The sequence below is a fragment of the Nocardioides glacieisoli genome, from assembly GCF_004137245.1.
GTDB classification, from domain to species: Bacteria; Actinomycetota; Actinomycetes; order Propionibacteriales; family Nocardioidaceae; genus Nocardioides; species Nocardioides glacieisoli.
Map to the genome: position 1 here is coordinate 238,441 of NZ_SDWS01000006.1, position 17,410 is coordinate 255,850.

At 71.3% G+C, this 17,410-nt stretch carries 17 protein-coding genes; 3 read left to right on the forward strand and 14 right to left on the reverse strand.

What is annotated here, in order from left to right:
* Window position 1 precedes the first annotated feature (1 nt).
* The 4 genes from EUA06_RS14570 to EUA06_RS14585 all read right to left on the reverse strand — a co-directional run bounded on the left by EUA06_RS14570 (window position 2) and on the right by EUA06_RS14585 (window position 6,559).
* Window positions 2-1,537: an alpha/beta hydrolase family protein gene (locus EUA06_RS14570; protein WP_129477043.1), complete on the reverse strand. Its 1,536-nt coding sequence runs from the start codon at window positions 1,535-1,537 to the stop codon at window positions 2-4.
* Window positions 1,538-1,635: 98 nt separating this feature from the next.
* On the reverse strand, window positions 1,636-3,039 hold the full coding sequence (locus EUA06_RS14575) for an FAD-dependent oxidoreductase (RefSeq protein WP_129477045.1): 1,404 nt from the start codon (window positions 3,037-3,039) through the stop codon (window positions 1,636-1,638).
* Window positions 3,036-5,069, reverse strand: a complete 2,034-nt coding sequence (locus EUA06_RS14580) for a molybdopterin oxidoreductase family protein (RefSeq protein WP_242498165.1) — start codon at window positions 5,067-5,069, stop codon at window positions 3,036-3,038. Before EUA06_RS14580 ends, EUA06_RS14575 begins: the two co-directional genes overlap by 4 nt.
* Window positions 5,070-5,083: 14 nt before the next feature.
* Window positions 5,084-6,559, reverse strand: a complete 1,476-nt coding sequence (locus EUA06_RS14585) for an MFS transporter (protein WP_129477047.1) — start codon at window positions 6,557-6,559, stop codon at window positions 5,084-5,086.
* A 192-nt stretch (window positions 6,560-6,751) separates the two neighbouring features.
* On the opposite strand from EUA06_RS14585, the gene EUA06_RS14590 reads away from it, so the two are divergent.
* On the forward strand, window positions 6,752-8,485 hold the full coding sequence (locus tag EUA06_RS14590) for a serine/threonine-protein kinase (protein ID WP_129477048.1): 1,734 nt from the start codon (window positions 6,752-6,754) through the stop codon (window positions 8,483-8,485).
* Window positions 8,486-8,499: 14 nt separating this feature from the next.
* On the forward strand, window positions 8,500-10,728 hold the full coding sequence (locus EUA06_RS14595; protein ID WP_242498174.1) for an FHA domain-containing protein: 2,229 nt from the start codon (window positions 8,500-8,502) through the stop codon (window positions 10,726-10,728).
* Window positions 10,729-10,739: 11 nt separating this feature from the next.
* On the opposite strand, the gene EUA06_RS14600 is transcribed toward EUA06_RS14595, so the two are convergent.
* From EUA06_RS14600 to EUA06_RS14615, 4 genes are all read right to left on the reverse strand, one after another.
* Complete coding sequence (locus EUA06_RS14600) at window positions 10,740-11,393, reverse strand: response regulator (protein WP_129477248.1); 654 nt, start codon at window positions 11,391-11,393, stop codon at window positions 10,740-10,742.
* Window positions 11,394-11,404: 11 nt separating this feature from the next.
* Window positions 11,405-12,532, reverse strand: a complete 1,128-nt coding sequence (locus tag EUA06_RS14605; protein ID WP_207208362.1) for a sensor histidine kinase — start codon at window positions 12,530-12,532, stop codon at window positions 11,405-11,407.
* Window positions 12,533-12,541: 9 nt separating this feature from the next.
* Window positions 12,542-12,997 (reverse strand): DUF6326 family protein, encoded by a 456-nt coding sequence (locus tag EUA06_RS14610; protein ID WP_165354405.1) that lies wholly within the window; start codon window positions 12,995-12,997, stop codon window positions 12,542-12,544.
* A 120-nt stretch (window positions 12,998-13,117) separates the two neighbouring features.
* A complete protein-coding gene (locus EUA06_RS14615) occupies window positions 13,118-13,573 on the reverse strand; it encodes a MarR family winged helix-turn-helix transcriptional regulator (protein WP_129477052.1) in 456 nt (151 codons plus the stop codon).
* Between the two features lie 71 nt (window positions 13,574-13,644).
* Here EUA06_RS14615 and EUA06_RS14620 point away from each other — a divergent pair, with 71 nt between their 5' ends.
* Window positions 13,645-13,920, forward strand: coding sequence for a thioredoxin domain-containing protein (locus EUA06_RS14620; protein WP_129477054.1), 276 nt, complete (start codon window positions 13,645-13,647; stop codon window positions 13,918-13,920).
* Between the two features lie 69 nt (window positions 13,921-13,989).
* Here the strand turns inward: EUA06_RS14620 and EUA06_RS23390 are convergent, their stop codons facing one another.
* The 6 genes from EUA06_RS23390 to EUA06_RS14645 form a co-directional block, all read right to left on the reverse strand.
* A complete protein-coding gene (locus EUA06_RS23390) occupies window positions 13,990-14,064 on the reverse strand; it encodes a 50S ribosomal protein bL37 (protein WP_369759046.1) in 75 nt (24 codons plus the stop codon).
* Between the two features lie 65 nt (window positions 14,065-14,129).
* A complete protein-coding gene (gene rsrA, locus EUA06_RS14625; protein WP_129477056.1) occupies window positions 14,130-14,402 on the reverse strand; it encodes a mycothiol system anti-sigma-R factor in 273 nt (90 codons plus the stop codon).
* On the reverse strand, window positions 14,399-15,076 hold the full coding sequence (locus tag EUA06_RS14630; protein WP_129477058.1) for a sigma-70 family RNA polymerase sigma factor: 678 nt from the start codon (window positions 15,074-15,076) through the stop codon (window positions 14,399-14,401). The genes rsrA and EUA06_RS14630 overlap by 4 nt, the downstream gene beginning before the upstream one ends.
* Before the next feature lie 81 nt (window positions 15,077-15,157).
* Window positions 15,158-15,811 carry an alpha/beta hydrolase family protein gene (locus EUA06_RS14635; RefSeq protein ID WP_129477060.1) on the reverse strand — a complete coding sequence of 218 codons (654 nt, stop codon included), beginning with the start codon at window positions 15,809-15,811 and terminating at the stop codon, window positions 15,158-15,160.
* Window positions 15,808-16,560: an SOS response-associated peptidase gene (locus EUA06_RS14640; RefSeq protein ID WP_129477062.1), complete on the reverse strand. Its 753-nt coding sequence runs from the start codon at window positions 16,558-16,560 to the stop codon at window positions 15,808-15,810. The genes EUA06_RS14635 and EUA06_RS14640 overlap by 4 nt, the downstream gene beginning before the upstream one ends.
* 29 nt (window positions 16,561-16,589) lie before the next feature.
* Window positions 16,590-17,186, reverse strand: coding sequence for a nucleotidyl cyclase domain-containing protein (locus EUA06_RS14645; protein ID WP_129477064.1), 597 nt, complete (start codon window positions 17,184-17,186; stop codon window positions 16,590-16,592).
* Window positions 17,187-17,410: the final 224 nt, after the last annotated feature.

Sequence of the window (17,410 nt, forward strand, 5' to 3'; positions counted from 1 at the left end):
GTCAGCTGCCGGTCACCGGCAGGTGCACGACGACGTCCTTCATCCGCATCGCGCCGACGACGCGCGAGCCGAAGCCCGCGGACATGTCGGAGATCGGCGACACCGTCACGAAGAGCGTCTGCCCCGCCGGCACGTCGACGGCGACCGACGGCAGCTCGATGCCCGTGCGCGGCTTGTTGAACGTCAGCCCGTTCTCCCGGATCGGCAGCATGTTGTTCTGCACGATCCGCGCGTCGAGCGGGCTGGTACCGACCGACAGCGCCACGAACGCGCGGTTGTCGAGGCCGAGGGTGGTGATCCTCGCGTCGAGGGTCGGCGAACCGGCGATGGTGAGCGGGCCCTGCGCGACGGGGTAGGCGATCGGGACGCCGACACCGACGGTGCTGATGACGTCGCCGAGCTCGACCGAGGTGGTGGGCGAGACCGACGGGGTCGTCACGCACCGGTCACCGGCGGCGGTGGTCAGGTGGAACGAGCCGAGGCCGGTGAGCCCGGACTTCTTGCCCTGGAGGTTCTGCTGGAGGAACCGCAGGCCGAGGTCGGTTAAGGACGGGCTGCCCAGGGTCGGCGAGCACGCGTCCTCGGTCACCAGCGGGATGTCGACGTTGCTGCCCGCAGGCAGGAGGGACGGCAGCGTGTGGCCGCCGTTGTAGCCGACGAAGATGCTCCTCGCGCGGGCCCGGTCGGTCAGCGCCCGGCTGAAGTTCTTCAGCCCCTGGTCGAGGGGGAACAGGTTGTCGGTCGCGCCCTGGCCGAACAGCACCGGGATGTCGAGCTTGCGCCCGTTGCGCACGTGCCACTCCGGACCGTTCCTGTCGAGGAAGTCATGGAGGTACGCCGGCACGTGGCCCGTCGCGGTCGTCTCGGCGAAGCCGCGCAGCACGACCGGCGGCAGCGCGTTGGTCGGCAGCCCGGCGGCGACGAGCGCCGTGGCCCACTCGGTGCGCGGGACGCCCTGCGGCAGCAAGCTCTCGTTGAGGCTCCACCAGGTGATCTCGGGGACCAGCGCGTCGAAGCGGGTCGCGCCCGTGTCGCGCAGCTCGCTGAAGGCACCGACGAACTGGTAGCCCCCGCCGTAGGAGCCGCCGATCGCGCCGAGCACCGGGTCGCCCGGCTTCTGCTTCTTCACCCAGGGCTGCGCGGCGACGAGGTCGACGATCCTCTGGACGTCCTTGCCCTCGACGTCCGGGTTCTCGATGTAGGCCTGACCACCGCTCTCGCCGAAGCCGCGCTGGTCGAAGCTCAGCACGCCGAAGCCGGCGTCGGTGAGGTAGGCGAAGGACGCGGGGTCCGTCGTACGGCTGCCACCCCAGCCGTGGCTGTGCAGCACCATCGGCACCTGGCTGGTCCTGGTGGCACCGGCCGGCCGGAAGAGCGTGAAGCAGATGTCGACGGGCGCGGTCGTGCCCGGGTCCGGGACGCTCTGGAGGCACCCGTCGGTCGTCGTGACCTCGGCTGCCGCAGCGGGTGGGCTGAGGAGCGGGAGGGTGGCGACGGTGACAGCGCTGGCGATGGCGGCGGCGACGAGTCGGTGCATGGCGGGGCCTCTCGGGTGACGACAGTCACCTGTACCAACGAGTAGCCCCGGGACGGGCTACGCCTCCGGCAGAGGCCGAGCGACCTCCCCTGGCCGGCTCAGCCGACAGGGACCCGGTGCACCCCGGCGCTGCCCACGAGTCGGCGTACGACGTCCGCGCAGCCACCGCAGCCGGTGGTCGCACGCGTGCGGTCGACGCACTGCGCGACGGAGTCACAGGCACGGATCGCGCCCGCCGTGACGCCGGCGCAGGCGCAGACCTCGGCGTCGTCGGGCAGCGCGGCCGGTGCGTCGACGGCCTCGGGCAGCAGCAGCTGGCCGGGTTCATCGGGTCCGAGGATCGTGCCGCGGTCGTAGAGCTGGGTGATCAGGCCGACGCGCGAGAGGTCGCCGACCAGGGCGGCCGCGACGATCCGGCCGCCGTGCACGACGAGGCGCCGGTGGGAGCCGGTGATCGGGTTGGTCACCTCGACCACCTCGCCGGCGGCGGTCTGCGCGTCGCCCAGGACGGCGACGTCGAGGCCCGTCGCCCGTAGGCGCGCGACGTTGCGATGGCCGTCGTACGACGCCTCCTGCCCGCGGAGGACCTGCGCGAGGACCTCGGCCTGCTCCCAGGCGGGCGGGACGAAGCCGGTCGTACGTCGCCGGTGCTCGGCGCAGTCGCCCAGGGCGTGGATGCGGTCGTCGGTGACGCTGGCCAGGGCGCTGTCGACGACCACCCCGCGACGGACCATCAGGCCCGCGCGGCGGGCCAGCGCGGTGGACGGCCTGCCGCCGGCGGTGAGCACGACAAGGTCGGTCGGCAGCGTCGCGCCGTTGTCGAGCTGCACCCCGTCGTCGGTCATCCGGACGGCGCGGGCGCCGGTGTAGACCTCGGTGCCGAGGCGGCGGAGGTCGCGCGCCAGCACGCCGCCGGCGGCAGGTCCGACCTGGCTGGCGAGCAGGTGGTCGGCGCCCTCGACGACCTCGGTGAGCACTCCGCGGACCGACAGCGCCCGGGCGACCTGCAGGCCGAGGAGCCCGCCGCCGACGACGACGGCGCGGGGCGACGGCGTCTCGAGCAGCGCCGTGACCGAGGCGTCGAGCCGGCGGCAGTCCTCGAGGCTGCGGAAGGGGTGGACCTTGGGATGGAGGGTGCCGTCACGGCGGACCAGGCCGCGGATCGGCGGCAGGGTGGGGATCGCTCCGGTCGCCAGGACGAGCCGGTCGAAGCCCAGCCGTTCCCCGTCCACCAGCTCGACCTCGCGGGCGGTGCGGTCGATCTCGACGACGCGCGTGTCGAGGCGCAGCTCGATGCCGTGCTCCTCGAACCACGCTGCCGAGCGGAGGGTGAGGGCGTCGGCGGAGTGGGTGCCCTCGAGGACGGCGGAGAGCAGGATCCGGTTGTACGGCGCGTGCCGCTCGTCGGCGAGGACGGTGACCGCGACGTCGGCGCCGACGAGTCCCTCGCAGAGCCGGACCGCCGCCATGCCACCGCCGACGATGACGACGCGCTCGGTCATCCGGCGACCACCACCGCAGACAGACGGGCCGCGCACACCTTGAACTCCGGCATCTTCGAGGCCGGGTCGAGGGCGTCGTTGGTGAGCCGGTTGGCGCCCACCCAGTGGAAGGGGACGAAGACCGTGTCCGGGCGGATGGTCGTCACCACCCGTGCAGGCGCGGACATCGTGCCGCGCCGGGTCGAGATGCTGACCGGCTCACCGTGGGCCACCCCGATCCGCCCCGCCACCAGCGGGTGCAGCTCGACGAAGGGACCGTCGTCCGGCAGCGCGCGGACCCGCCGGGTCTGCGCACCCGACTGGTACTGCGCCAGCACGCGTCCCGTCGTCAGGTGGAGGGGGTAGTCGGCGCACGGCTGCTCCGCCGCGCCGCGGTGCTCGACGGCGTACATCCGGGCCCGGCCGTCGGGGTGGGCAAAGGACGAGCCGAAGAGCCGCTCCCCGCCCCAGAAGACGCCGCCCTCGTCGCGGATCCGGTCGTAGGTGATCGAGGAGTAGTCGGCCGGACCACCGGCGGACGCACGGCCGAGCTCGGCGAAGACCTCCTCCGGGGCGGTCGCGAACGGCACAGACGACAACCGCACCGCCAGCCCGGCGATCACGTCGAGGTCCGACCGCGCCCCCGACGGCGGCGTGATCGCCTTCTGCCGCAGCACCACCCGGCCCTCGAGGTTCGTCATCGTGCCCGTCTCCTCCGCCCACTGCGTCACAGGCAGCACGACGTCCGCGATCGCGGCGGTCTCGGACATCACGAAGTCGCAGACCACCAGCAGATCGAGGGACTCGAGCCGCTGGGTGACGTGCGTGGCGTTGGGCGCGCTGACCACGATGTTGGACCCGAAGACCAGCATCGCCGAGGGACCGTCGTCGGTGCCGAGCGCCTCGAGCAGCTCGTACGCCGACCGGCCGGGGCCGGGCAGCGACTCGGGGTCGACTCCCCAGACCCCGGCGACGTGCGCGCGGGCGACGGGGTCGTCGATCCGGCGGTAGCCGGGCAGCTGGTCGGCCTTCTGGCCGTGCTCGCGCCCGCCCTGCCCGTTGCCCTGCCCGGTGAGGCAGCCGTATCCCCCACCCCGGGTGCCGACCATGCCCAGCGCCAGGGCGACGTTGATCCAGGCGAGCACCGTGTCGGACCCGGTGGAGTGCTGCTCCGCGCCGCGGGCGGTGAGGACCATGACCCGAGGGGACCCGGCGAGCATCGCGGCGAGCTCCCGGACCTCGGCGGCCGAGATCCCGGTCGTCCGCTCGACCCGCTCGGGCCACCAGGGTGCGACAGACTCCTTCACGTCGGCCCACCCGGTGGTCCGGTCGGCGAGGTAGTCCTCGTCCACCGCACCCGCCGCGACCAGCAGGTGCAGCACCCCGAGCGCGAGGGCGAGGTCGGTGCCCGGCACCGGTTGCAGCGCGAGGTCGGCGCGGTCCGCGGTCGGCGTACGTCGTGGGTCGATCACCACGACCCGGCCGCCGCGCTCGCGGAGCCGGTCGAGATGCCGCGCCGCGGGCGGCATCGTCTCGGCGAGGTTGGAGCCGACGAGCACGAGCACGTCGGTCTCCTCGACGTCCGCGAGCGGGAACGGCAGCCCGCGGTCGAGGCCGAAGGCGCGGATCCCGGCCGAGGCGGCCGAGGACATGCACCAACGCCCGTTGTAGTCGATCTGCGAGGTGCCGAGCGCCGCGCGGGCGAGCTTGCCGAGGGAGTACGCCTTCTCGTTGGTCAGCCCGCCGCCGCCGAAGACCGCGACGCCGTCGGGGCCACGCTCGGCCTGTGCTGCGCGGATGCCCGCCGCGACCATGTCGAGCGCCTCGTCCCACGACACCGCCGACCACTCCCCTGTCGCCCGGTCGCGGACCAGCGGCGACGTCAATCGCTCGCGGCTGCCGTAGAGCCCGGCGGCCGACCAGCCCTTGCGGCAGAGCGCACCCTGGTTGACGGGGAACTCCTCCCACGCCGACACCTCGGGCGTACGCCGACCGGTGAGCCGCATGCCGCACTGGAGCGAGCAGTAGGGGCAGTGGGTCTCGGTCGCCACGGACTCAGTCCCGCTCAGATGCCGGCGCCGGCGAGGCTCTGGGAGCGGACCTCGGCGGGACGACGGAGGTAGACCGCCCAGGTCACGGCGCCGCAGACGACGTAGAAGACGGTGAAGACCAGGAAGGCGCCCTTGGTGGCGGACATGGGGTCGGCCACCCACGGTGCGCTGAAGGCCATCGGGATGAGGAAGCCGCCGATGGCGCCCACCGCGCCGATGACACCGATCGCGGCGGAGGCCTGCTTGGTGCCGGCCAGCAGGGCGGCGGTGCGCTCGGGGGTGCCGGCCGGCGTGGCACGCTCGGCCTCGGTGCGCCAGATCGCCGGGATCATCTTGTACGTCGAGCCGTTGCCGATGCCGGTCGCGGCGAAGACGCAGAGGAAGAAGCCCAGGAACCACGGGAACCACGACTGGTTGGCGGACGCGATCGCCGGGTCCGCGGTCGGGTTGGGGGTGAGCTGCATGAGCGTCCAGAGCACGGCGAGGGTGAAGACGACCATCGCGGCGAACGCGCCCAGCGTCACCTTCGCGCCGCCGAGGCGGTCGGCCAGCCAGCCGCCGAACGGCCGCGTCGCCGATCCGACCAGAGCACCGAGGAAGGCGAAGTAGGCGAAGTAGATGCCGGTCCCCAGCGGCGCCGGCTCCGGCACCCAGAAGTTCAGCTTGATGAGCAGCGGCATGGCGGCGGAGTAGCCGATGAACGAGCCGAAGGTGCCGATGTAGAGGAACGCCATGATCCACGTCTGCCGCTTGCGCACGACCTGCAGCTGCTCGCGGGGGGAGGACTTCGCGGTGCTCAGGTTGTCCATGAAGAAGTACGCGGCGAGCGTCGCGACGATCGCGAGGCCGGCGTACACCCACGCCGCGCGCTGCAGGTCGATCCCGCCCTCCGAGGCCTTGACCAGTCCGAAGATCCCGGCGCCACCGACGATGACGGGCAGGAAGAGCTGGATCAGCGAGACACCCAGGTTGCCGCCTGCGGCGTTGAGGCCCAGGGCGGCGCCCTTCTTGGCCGAGGGGTAGAAGAAGTTGATGTTGGCCATCGAGCTGGCGAAGTTGCCGCCGCCCAGGCCGGCCGTGGCGGCGATGAGGCAGAACACCCAGTACGGCGTCTCCGGTCGCTGCACGGCGTACGCGAACCCGAGCGTGGGGATGAGCAGCAGCGCAGCGCTTGCCATCGTCCAGTTGCGGCCACCGAACTTCGGGACCGCAAAGGTGTACGGCAGCCGCAGCAACGAGCCGACCAGGTTGGGCAGCGCCACCAGCAGGAAGAGCTGCTGCGGCGTGTAGTCGAACCCGGTCGCCACCAGGAAGGCCGAGCTCACGCTCCAGATCAGCCACACGGAGAAGCCGAGGTGCTCGGCGAAGATCGACCAGATCAGGTTGCGTCGGGCGACGCGGCGGCCTCCTGCCTCCCAGAAGTCGGGGTCCTCGGGACGCCAGTCCTCGATCCAGCGGCGGCTACGGCGGGTGGGGGTCTGCGTGCTCATGCCGCCAGCGTGGTGCGACCGGATGACGTGCGGACTGTCACGGCGGTGGCAGTCTCGTCACGTTCTCCTCACGGCCTCACCGTCCGTCCCTACCGCCCGATACGCCCCGTCTCGCGGCCCAATTCCTGGAATGACCGGCTCGCGGACGTTCCCACCGATAGCCTTCCCGACGTCGATACGGGGGAAGCAACCATGGTGGACACTCCTCGCCCAGGGGAACCGTTCGGGCGCTACAGAATCGTGCGTCGGATCGGTCACGGCGGCATGGGGACGGTCTACGAGGCCGTGCAGGAGAATCTCGGACGCTCGGTGGCCCTCAAGGTCCTGCTGCCGCAGTTCTCCGACGAGGCCGACTTCCGCGCACGCTTCGCGCGCGAAGCGCACGCGTTGGCGGCCCTCGACTCGCCCCACGCCATCCAGGTCTACGACCACGGCGAGGAGTCGGGGCAGCTCTTCATCGCCACCCAGCTCATCCATGGCCCCGACCTCCAACGCCTCGTCGCCGAGCGTGGCCCCATGCCGATGTCGATGGCGCTCCACGTCGTCGCGCAGGTGGCATCGGGGCTGGCTGACGCGCACAGCGTCGGGATCCTGCACCGCGACATCAAACCGAGCAATGTCCTCCTGCGCGAGGGTCACAGCGAGGCGCACGCCTACCTGTGCGACTTCGGGATCGCCAGGGCTGAGGACGACGACCACACCGTCACTGGCGGGGTCACCGGCACGGTCGGGTACATGGCTCCCGAACGCCACCAGGGCGCCCCTGCGAGCGCTCAGACGGACATCTACGCCCTCGGCTGCCTCCTGTGGGTGCTGCTCAGCGGGCAGTCGCCCTATGCCGGCAACACCGGGGTCCAGATGGCCCTGGCGCACATGCACGAGCCGGTCCCTCAGCTCGGTGGCAGCTCCAGCGTCTTGACCGCTGTGAATGCCATTCTCGCCCGCGCGATGGACAAGCGCCCCGACCGCCGCTATTCCAGCGCCATCGAGATGCGACGCGACCTGCTGAAGGCGACGGAGGCAGCGACGGCTGGCGGCGCAGCTGCGGCGGACACCGTGCTGCGTCCTCCTGTCGAGGGAACCGAGCTGCGCAGCCCGGTTCAGATCGCTTCCGTCCCGGCATCCACGACCCCGCGCCGTCGACGCTCGGGTGCTCTGCTCGCCGCGGCGGCCGTTGCCGTCGTCGCCCTGCTGGGTGGGGTGGGAGTCGCTCTTGCGGGCACTGGGGACGATGAGTCGGACGGCGACCGGGCGAGTGGCACTGCGGGTGCGAACGCTTCCGGCTCGTCCCTCCCGGCTGGTGCCGACGAGGAGGAGGCATCAGGTTCGGAGACCGCGGCGGTCGAGCCCCCACCCGAGTCCGAGCCCTCACCATCCAGCACACCGAAGCCCAGGTCTCGGAAGTCCAGCACGCCGACGCCAGAACCCAGCGAGTCGGTGACGTCCACCCCCAGCCCTGCCATCGAGACTGCACCGGCGACCACGGTCGGATGTTGGAACGGCGCCGAGGCGTCATCTCGACAGGCCTGCGGCCTGCCGTCCGGCCCCGCCGGCCTCGCGACGGTGTTCCCGTCGATGGCCGGCTGCGCGGCCACCACCTCGACCGTCGCGGGCAAGGTCGAGGTGTACGAGTGCGGGTACGGCGACTTCCTCATCCGGTACACCCGATGGGCCCCAGGGTTCGACAGGTACGGCTACCTCGACTCCAACAACGGCGTCGACGCGGCAGAGTGGTACGCGCAGGGCGAGTTCGCCGGGCGGCAGTGGACGAACTTCGAAGGCGGTGACCCTCAGCCCTACCAGTGGTCCGCGACCTATCGCTACTACCCGTACTCCGTCTCGGTCGAGGGAACATCGGAAGATGCGCGGCAGCGGGGCGTGGCAGCGGTGGCCGTCACGGCACCAAGTCGCATCGGACTCAGGTGACCGTCGACGAGAGTGTGTCCAGGTTGCGGGTCGGCAACGCGACCTACCGTCTAGAACCCCACAGTTCTCCCATCATCATCGGCCGTGAGCCTCCGGCGCACCTGCTTGTCGAGCACCCGCTGGTGTCCCGGCGTCATGCCGAGCTGGTCTTCGACGGCCAGTGGCAGGTCCGCGACCTCGGCAGCACCAATGGCATCTGGCGGGAGGGGCGACGGCTGCAGGCCACCGAGCTCCGGGCGGGTGAAGTGGTGCGTCTCGGCGACCCCACGACGGGCGTCGTGATCGCCTTGGAGGCGGCAGTGTCGGCGAGCCCTCCGGCTGGCCCGACCGCTCCCGCGCCTGTGCAGCCGACGCACAGCAGCCGCGACGAGCGCATGGTGGTGGGACGCGACCCGCGCGCGCACGTCCACGTCGACGACCCAGTCGCCTCGTGGCACCACGCTGAGCTCGTGCCCACCGACGCAGGTGGCTGGACCATCGTCGATCGTGGCAGCACGAATCAGACCATCGTCAACGGCGTTCCGGTCACCACGCACTCCCTCGCTGTCGACGACATGGTCCTCATCGGCAACACGCGCCTGCGGTGGAGCGGACGCACGCTGGAGGGCGTCGTCGACTCCGGGTTCGTCGTCGACCGAGCGTCGTGGGAGGTCAAGGGAAGGAGGATCGTCGACTCGATCTCGTTCGCCATGCGTACTCCCTCCCTCGTCGCGGTGATCGGGCCGTCGGGCGCCGGAAAGTCGAGCCTGATGCGCTTGGTGACAGGACAGACGCGGCCGACCCAGGGTGTGGTCTCGCTGGACGGAGCCACCCTCGCGAGCCAGCGATCGGCGCATCGCGGACAGATCGGCGTAGTGCCTCAGTACACGGTCGCCCACCAGACCCTGACGGCGCGACAGGTGCTCAGGAATGCGGCTCAACTACGCCTACCGGTGGACACACGGCGTGCTGAGCTGGACCAAGCGGTCACGGCCGCGCTCGACCAGATGGGGTTGGCCCCGCACGCGGACACCCGCATGGCTCGGCTGTCCGGAGGCCAGCAGCGCCGGGTGGGGATCGCCATGGAGATGCTGACCAGTCCGACCCTGCTCATCCTCGACGAGCCCACTGCCGGCCTCGACCCGTCGCTCGTGCTTCAGATCATGCAGACACTTCGGCGGCTCGCGGACTCGGGCACCAAGGTCGTCCTCGTCACGCACGACCTCGACCACCTGGCACTGGCCGACCAGGTCCTCGTCCTCCGCGCCGGCGGCACACTGGCCTACAGCGGTCCTCCCGACGACATCCCCGCTCACTTCGGGACGGCCAACTGGGCAGAGATCTTCGCTGACCTGTCAACGCCTGCAGCCCAGGACCACGCGGCCGACGCAGTCGGTCGACGGAGCACCGGCGTGCAGCCTGTCGAGCTGCCGGTGCCGAGCACCTCTCTCAACGGTGCCGCGCGCCACCTCTGGGTCGTCGCATCCCGTCAGTTCCGTCTCGTAGCAACAGATCCCGTCTACCTCGCCCTCATGGTCGCCATTCCACTTGCCCTCGCCCTTCTGACGCTCGCGATCCCCGGATCCGACGGGCTCCGGCGTTCGAGCGACCCGGCGAGCGCCGAAGCATCGAGGCTCCTGGTCATCCTGATCGTCGGGGCGGCCTTCCTCGGACTGTCCGCGACAGTCAGGGACCTCGTCTCCGAACGACCGATCTACCTCCACGAGCGAGACGCCGGCCTCGTGCCCTCCGCCTACCTCGCGGCGAAGCTGATCGTGTTCACAACGGTCGCGGTGTTCCAAGCGGTGCTCCTCACAGCGATCGTGCTCGTCACGCGCGACGCCCCTGAGCAGCCGGTGCTGCTTCCGTCCGCGGCAGTGGAGCTCGCGGCCGCTGTCGCGCTCACCGCGATGTCTGGAGTTGCCTTGGGACTCGCGGTCGGGGCTCGAGTGCGCACCTCCGAGCAGTCCATGCCACCGTTGGTGCTTCTCGTGATGGCTCAGCTCGTGCTGTGCGGTGGGATGTTCCCGGTCGACGAGGGCCGCGTCCTTCCGGTGCTCGGCGGGCTGATGCCGACACGGTGGGGCTACGCCCTTGCCGCCTCGACGACCGACCTCAACTCCATGTCGCCGGCCGTCGACCCGGACTCGCTCTGGACGCACTCGCCGGCAAACTGGATCGGAGGCTCACTCGTGCTGGCTGCCATGTGGTGCGCCTTTGCGCTGGTGGCCTACACGGGTCTTCGACGACGGCCAGCCGCCTGACGCACCCGCCCCTACCGCCCGACCCGCCCCGTCTCGTAGGCCCACATCGCGACCTCGACCCGGTTGCGCGCGCCGAGCTTGCCCATCAGCGCGCCGATGTGGGTCTTCACCGTGCTCAGGCTGATGTGCAGGTCGGCGGCGATCTCGTGGTTGGTGCGTCCGCGGGCCAGCGCGAGGAGGACGTCCTCCTCGCGCTCGGTCAGCGGCGCGACCGGCTGCCGCGGCGAGGACGGTCGCTCCAGCGACGCCAGCGTGGTGAGCAGGCGGCGGGTGATGTCGGGCGAGATGAGGGCGTCGCCGTTCGCCGCGGCGTGGATCGCCTGCACCAGCAGCTCGGGGCCGGCGTCCTTCAGCAGGAAGCCCCGTGCCCCGGCACGCAAAGCGCCGAGGACGTAGTCGTCGAGGTCGAAGGTCGTGATGATGACGACCGCCATCGGGTCCTCGACGCCCGGTCCGGCCAGCTGGCGGGTGGCCTCGACGCCGTCGATGCCGGGCATCCGGATGTCGAAGAGGCAGACGTCGGGACGGAGCTCGCGCGCGACCGCCACCGCCTCGTGACCGTCTGTCGCCTCCCCGACGACCTCGATCCCCGGCTGGGCGTTGAGGATCATCGTGAGCCCGGTGCGCACCAGCATCTGGTCGTCGGCGACCACGACCCGGATCATCCCTGAGTCAGTCACTGCGGCACCTCTCGCAGCAGCGTCGCCTCGACGGTCCAGCCGCCGGCCGGGTCGGGCCCGGACTCGCAGGTGCCGCCGAGCAGCTTGGCCCGTTCGGCCATGCCCAGCAGGCCGTAGCCCACGGTGGTCGCGGGGCGGGAGGCGGCTCCGTCGTCGTGCACACGCAACCGTACGACGTCCGCGTCCCCCGTGACCTGCACCGTGACCGCCGTGGCGTCGAGCGAGTGCCGGATCGCGTTGGTGACCGCCTCCTGGCAGATCCGGTACACCGCCACCTCGAGCGGCTGGGGCAGGCCAGCGAGCGAACCAGAGCGGGACACCGACACCAACGGACTCATCCGGGCCAGCTCGTCCAGGTCGGCGACGCCCCGCTGGGGAGCGAAGTCCGCCTCGTCCTCGCGGAGGACCCGCACCACCATGCGCATCTCGGCCAGGGTCCGCGACGCCTCCGCCTCGATCACCGCCAGCGCCCTGACCGCCGCCGACGGGTCGGTGGCCGCCACCGCCCGACCGGCCTGGGCCTGGATGGCGATCGCCGACACGTGGTGGGCGACGGTGTCGTGCAGCTCGCGGGCGAGCTCGCCGCGCTCGTGGGTTCGGACCTGCTGCACCTCGCGCTGGTGGGCGACGGCGCGCCAGCGCATCGCTGCCCCGAGGGCGAACGACGCGACCACGACGGTGGTGCCGCCGACGACGTCGCCGAGGCTGCCGCTGGACGCGAGACCCAGGACGACCGGCACAGCGGTGATCGCCGTACCGACCAGCGCCTCCTGACCCGACGCCCAACGGTAGAGGGAGTACGGCAGCAGCAGGATCACGATCATCCAGTCGAGCGCCACCTCTGCGCTGACGCCGAGGAGCGACGGGAGCAGCAGCACCAGCGCGCCGCCGAAGCCGATCGTGGTCGCGAGCAGCGGGCGCGTACGTCGCCACAGCAGAGCCGGCATCACCACGAGCGCCACCGCGACAGCGAGCGGCCGCATCGGCAGGTCGGGACGCAGCACCGCCTCGGCGACCACGGTGGCAGTCAGCGCGGGGACCAGCACCCGGTCCCACCACGGCCGGGCCGGCGGCGCCGGGGCACGCGGCTCGTCGAGGATCGAGCGGAGGGTGGGGGCGAGCACGTCGTCAGCCTAGAGAGACGAGACGCTCGTGCGCGGCCACGTCCAGGCGGCGCGGAGAATGAAGGCGAGGAGGACGACCTCGACCACCACGCCCAGGCCGTAGAAGAAGATCCAGGACTCGCCGACCAGGTTGAACACCGTGACAGGGAGGTAGAGCCCCGCCACGACCAGGTTCACCACGCGGTTGACCCGGGCGGGAAGCGCCGCCGACAGTGCGATCATCACCGCCGGGATCCCGACCAGCGCGAGCGCGGTCGTGGCGAAGGTCTGGTTGGCCTCGAACTCGAACACCCGCCCGGCCAGCATCTCCTCGAGCGCTCCGGGCAGGTAGAGGTGCAGGTAGTCGACGTAGATGTAGAAGAACATGAAGCTCGTCCATGCGGCGGCGAGCTTCACCTTCACCGGCATGGGCGGGTCGTGCAGGGCCGAGGTGGTGCTCGTGCGGGACATGGTCGTCGTGCTCATGGCTGCCTCCTGGTCGGGATGTCGACCTCCACGATCACGGAGTGGGCGCCCGGTTCCATCGGTCCGCCGGCCCGACCTTCCCGGCCTCGGGTACGGCCGGCTCCTCGTCCTTTCGGCCGATCAGCGAGCGACTCGGCGCCGCTCCTCGAGGGCGTCGGCCACGGCCACGAGCGATGCTCGCAGCTCGGCAAGGCCGTCGCGCCCCAGCAGCTCGCTCATGGCTTCCTCGACCTCGCGAAGGTAGGCACTGCCGCCTCGTGCGCACTGCCACCCGCGGTCGGTGTAGCGCACCAGCTTGGCGCGTCGGTCGGCCGGATCCGGTGACACGGTGACGAGTCCAGCGGCTTCGAGGTCGCGCACGATCGCCGCGACGGACTGCTTGGTGATGCCCGCGCGCGCTGCCATGTCGGACACGTGCGAGCCCTCGGACCCGAGCGTGGCGAACACCGCGTTGTGGCTGGCCCTGACCTCCGGGAACCCGCGATCGGCCGCCGACGACACCAGGTCGGTGACCAGTGCGCGGTCCGCGCGCTCCACGAGCGCGATGAGGTGGGGTGCGTCCTCGGTCGTTGACATTCGACAGCCTTCCTGTCTATATTCGACAGTCTACCTGTCTACCCTAGCGGGTCCCGGTCCGAGGAGACCTCATGAAGCTGTACATCTGCTGGAGCACCAATGGCTCCGACCACCACGACTGCGCCAAGGTCAACCGCGCGCTCACCGAGGCAGGACACTCCCCCGAGATCGTCAAGGCCCGTGGGCAGGAGCACCTGCCCGTGTTCCTGCAGGGCAGGGCGCGGCGGGAGGTCTTCGCGATGACCGGGTCCTACTTCGTGCCCGTGCTGGTCCTGGACGACGGCACGGCCGTCAACGAGCCCGACGCGGTGGTGGCGTGGGCGGCGGCCCACCCGGCCGCGGTCTGAGGCAGTCCAGGACATGCAAAAGTCCCCGCCGTGGCGGGGACTCTCACGATGACGTGTCAGAGAGACGCGTCAGGCGTTGGGGCGCTTGCCGTGGTTCGCGCCCTTCTTCTTGCGAGCGCGGCGCTTGCGTCCGGTCTTGCCCATAGTCGTCCTCCTGAAGTCGTTGCTCAGGCCAGTCTCTCAAAGGAGACCGCGAGGAGCCAATCGGCTCAGGAGCCGGTCTCGGTGATCTGGATCCGGACCTCGCGCAGCTGGAGGCGTACGCGGTCGCGCAGCGACTCCGGCGCGGCCTCCGAGCAGGATCTCTGGACGAGCTGCTTGACCGCCTTCTGGAGGTCGTGGCGCTCGAGGCAGGGGCCGCACTCGCGCAGGTGCATCTCGACGACGGCGCAGTCGGCCTGGTCGAGCTCGTTGTCGATGAAGTAGACGATGCGCTCGATGTAGTCGACGCAGTCGTCCTTGCCGTGCTCGTGCTCGCTCACGACGCACTCCCCTCGCCGGCGGGAACAGTGCCGGGAACGGTCGAGGCCGGCAGCAGGTCGTTGGTGCGGACGTAGTCGGCGAGCATGTCGCGCAGCTGGCGGCGACCACGGTGCAGGCGCGACATCACGGTGCCGATCGGCGTGTCCATGATCTCGGCGATCTCCTTGTAGGGGAAACCCTCCACGTCCGCGAGGTAGACCGCGAGCCGGAACTCCTCGGGCAGGCGCTGCAGCGCGTCCTTCACCTCGGAGTCGGGCAGGTGCTCCAGCGCCTCCATCTCCGCCGACCGCAGGCCGGTGGACGAGTGCGACTCCGCGCGGGCGAGCTGCCAGTCCTCGACGTCCTCGGACATCGACTGCTGCGGCTGGCGCTGCTTCTTGCGGTAGGAGTTGATGTAGGTGTTGGTGAGGATCCGGTAGAGCCAGGCCTTGAGGTTGGTGCCGGGCTTGAACTGGTGGAAGGCGCTGTAGGCCTTCGCGAAGGTCTCCTGCACCAGGTCCTCGGCGTCGGCGGGGTTGCGGGTCATCCGCATCGCCGCGCCGTAGAGCTGGTCGAGGAACGGAAGCGCGTCGCGCTCGAAGCGCGCGGACCGGTCGTCGGCGCTCTCGTCCTCGACGGAGATCTCGGCGGCGTCGTCCGCGGGGGACGTCTGGTCCTGGAGCGATTCAGTCATCGCGTCCCACAGTACCGCCGGAGTCGGCGGCACCGTAGTCGGGCGTTCGAGGGTCAGTGACTGCACACCACCCTGAACACCTCACCCCGTCCGGGGATTCCCGACCACTTCGCGGACCAGCCATTCGAGCGTCGACTCCACGACGATGCCCATCGCCTCGTCCTGGCTGATCTCGCCGCGGGCCGGGACCCTGAGCCCGTGGTCCGCGCCGGGGATCACGACGAGGTCGAGGTCGCCGGGGAACTCCTCGGGCCGGCCCATCGGGTCGCGCTCACCCTGCACGACGAGCGTCGGGAGACCCGCGCCGCGGAGCTCGGGGAGGCGGGTGGCCTCGGTCCGGCCGGGCTGGTGGAGGGGGAAGGAGAGGGCCAGGCAGCCGGTCGCGCCCAGCGCCTTCGCCGTACGCGCTGCGCTGCGGGCACCGGCCGAGCGACCGCCCACCACGAGGGGCGTACGCACCCGCATCACGTCGGCGGCGCAGGTCAGCGCCGCGTCGAGGGTCGGCGGCGCGGTCGCGACCTTGCGGCCCGCCACCCGCCACGGCTGCTCGAACAGCACGACGGAGACGCCCTGCGCGGGCAGCGCGTCGGCCAGCGCCCAGAGGTCGCGCGACTCGATGCCGCCGCCGGCACCGTGGCTCAGCAGCAGGGTCGCGATCGGGCTGGTGGCGCGGCGCGTGTGGAGCCGCCCCTCGCCGTGGGGCGTCTCGACCGTGCGGACGGTGGCCTTCTTCACGGGGATGCCTCCTCGTCGGACAGGGCCAGCGGCTCGACGAGCTCCGGCCCGTTGTTGCGCACGTTGCTCACGAGCGTCGGCACGGCATAGGCCTCGAGCCGGCCGGGCGCGGCGGGGACCAGCAGTGAGGTGTCACCGGGGTGCGTCGGGTCGAGCCACTCGTGCCAGCGGTCCTTCTCGACCATCAACGGCATCCGGTCGTGGATGTGCCCGAGCGAGTCCTCGGCCTGGGTCGTCAGCACGGTGCAGGTCCAGCGGAACCGGTCGGGGTCGTCCTCGTCCCTGGTCGGGTCGCGCCAGATCTCGTAGAGCCCGGCCATCGCGAGCACTCCCCCGTCCTTGGGACGGATGAAGAAGGGCTGCTTGACCGGCTTGCCCTTCGCGTTGGTCTGCGAGGTGGGGTACCACTCGAAGTAGCCGTCGGCGGGCAGCAGCGCGCGCCGGCTGGCGAACGCCTTGCGGTAGGCCGGCTTCTCCGCGACGGTCTCCATCCGCGCGTTGATCATCCGGTTGCCGATGGACGGGTCCTTCGCCCACGACGGCACCAGGCCCCACGTCAGCACCCGCAGCTGCCGCTGGGCCGGTTCGTCACTCTCCCGCGACGGCGGGCGCTCGACGATCGCGTAGACCTCCTTGGTCGGCGCGACGTTGTAGTCGGCGGCCAGGGGCGCGGCGATCCGGCTCTCGACGACCTCGAACTCCTCGATGAGGTCGTCGGAGTCGCGGGACGAGGCGTAGCGGCCGCACATGCCGCGACCCTAGCGGGACCTGGGGACGCTCAGCCGCGGGCGAGCTCGTCGAGCAGCGAGCCGGCGAAGTGATCGGTGCCGGGCAGGCCCTCGATCCAGAGCCGCACCGGGATGTCCTCCGGCGAGCCCTCGAGCAGGGTGGCCAGCACCCGGACCCGGCGACCGAGCCGCTCGTCGCGGCGGCACAGGATCCCCACCCGGTGCACGCCGAGCCGCGCGATGGTCTCGTCGCGGGGGAAGACGGTGCGCGCCAGCTCGCCCGCTCGCGCGATGCGCATGGCGCGGGTGAAGTGGTCCCCGGCCTCGTCGGACGGGTCGTCGCCCAACGGCAGGGCGACGACGACGAGCGCGTGCCCGGAGGCGTCGGCGACCCGGTAGAGCTCGGAGATCCGGCTGCGCAGGTGTGCCTGGCTGGCGAGCCCGGTCAGCGGGTCGTCGCACGAGAGCTGGTGGAGGTAACCGAGGGTCGTCTCGCTCCACGCGGTCACGAGCGTGCTCACTGCGTCGTACGACGGATCGCCGTCGGCGGCCTGTCGCCAGGTGTCGCGCATCCCCTCGAGCGCCTCCTGCATCGAGGCACCGTCGCGGGCGAGGTCCTCGCCCGCGACGGCACATGCCCCCAGCACATCCGATCCTGCGGTGAGTGCCTCCCCCAGCGCCTCGTACCGGTGCGGCAACCCCGACCGCACGGGAGACGCTGGCCCACCCACCCCAGGACCGGGTGCCGCAAGACGACGCCCACGTGTGGCGAAGATCTTCACGGCAACCCCCCTTCGATGTGTCCTGCTCATCGATGTGACGGTCGCCATCGCCCCGCATGACGCAGACCGGACCCGGATTTCCGGATTTT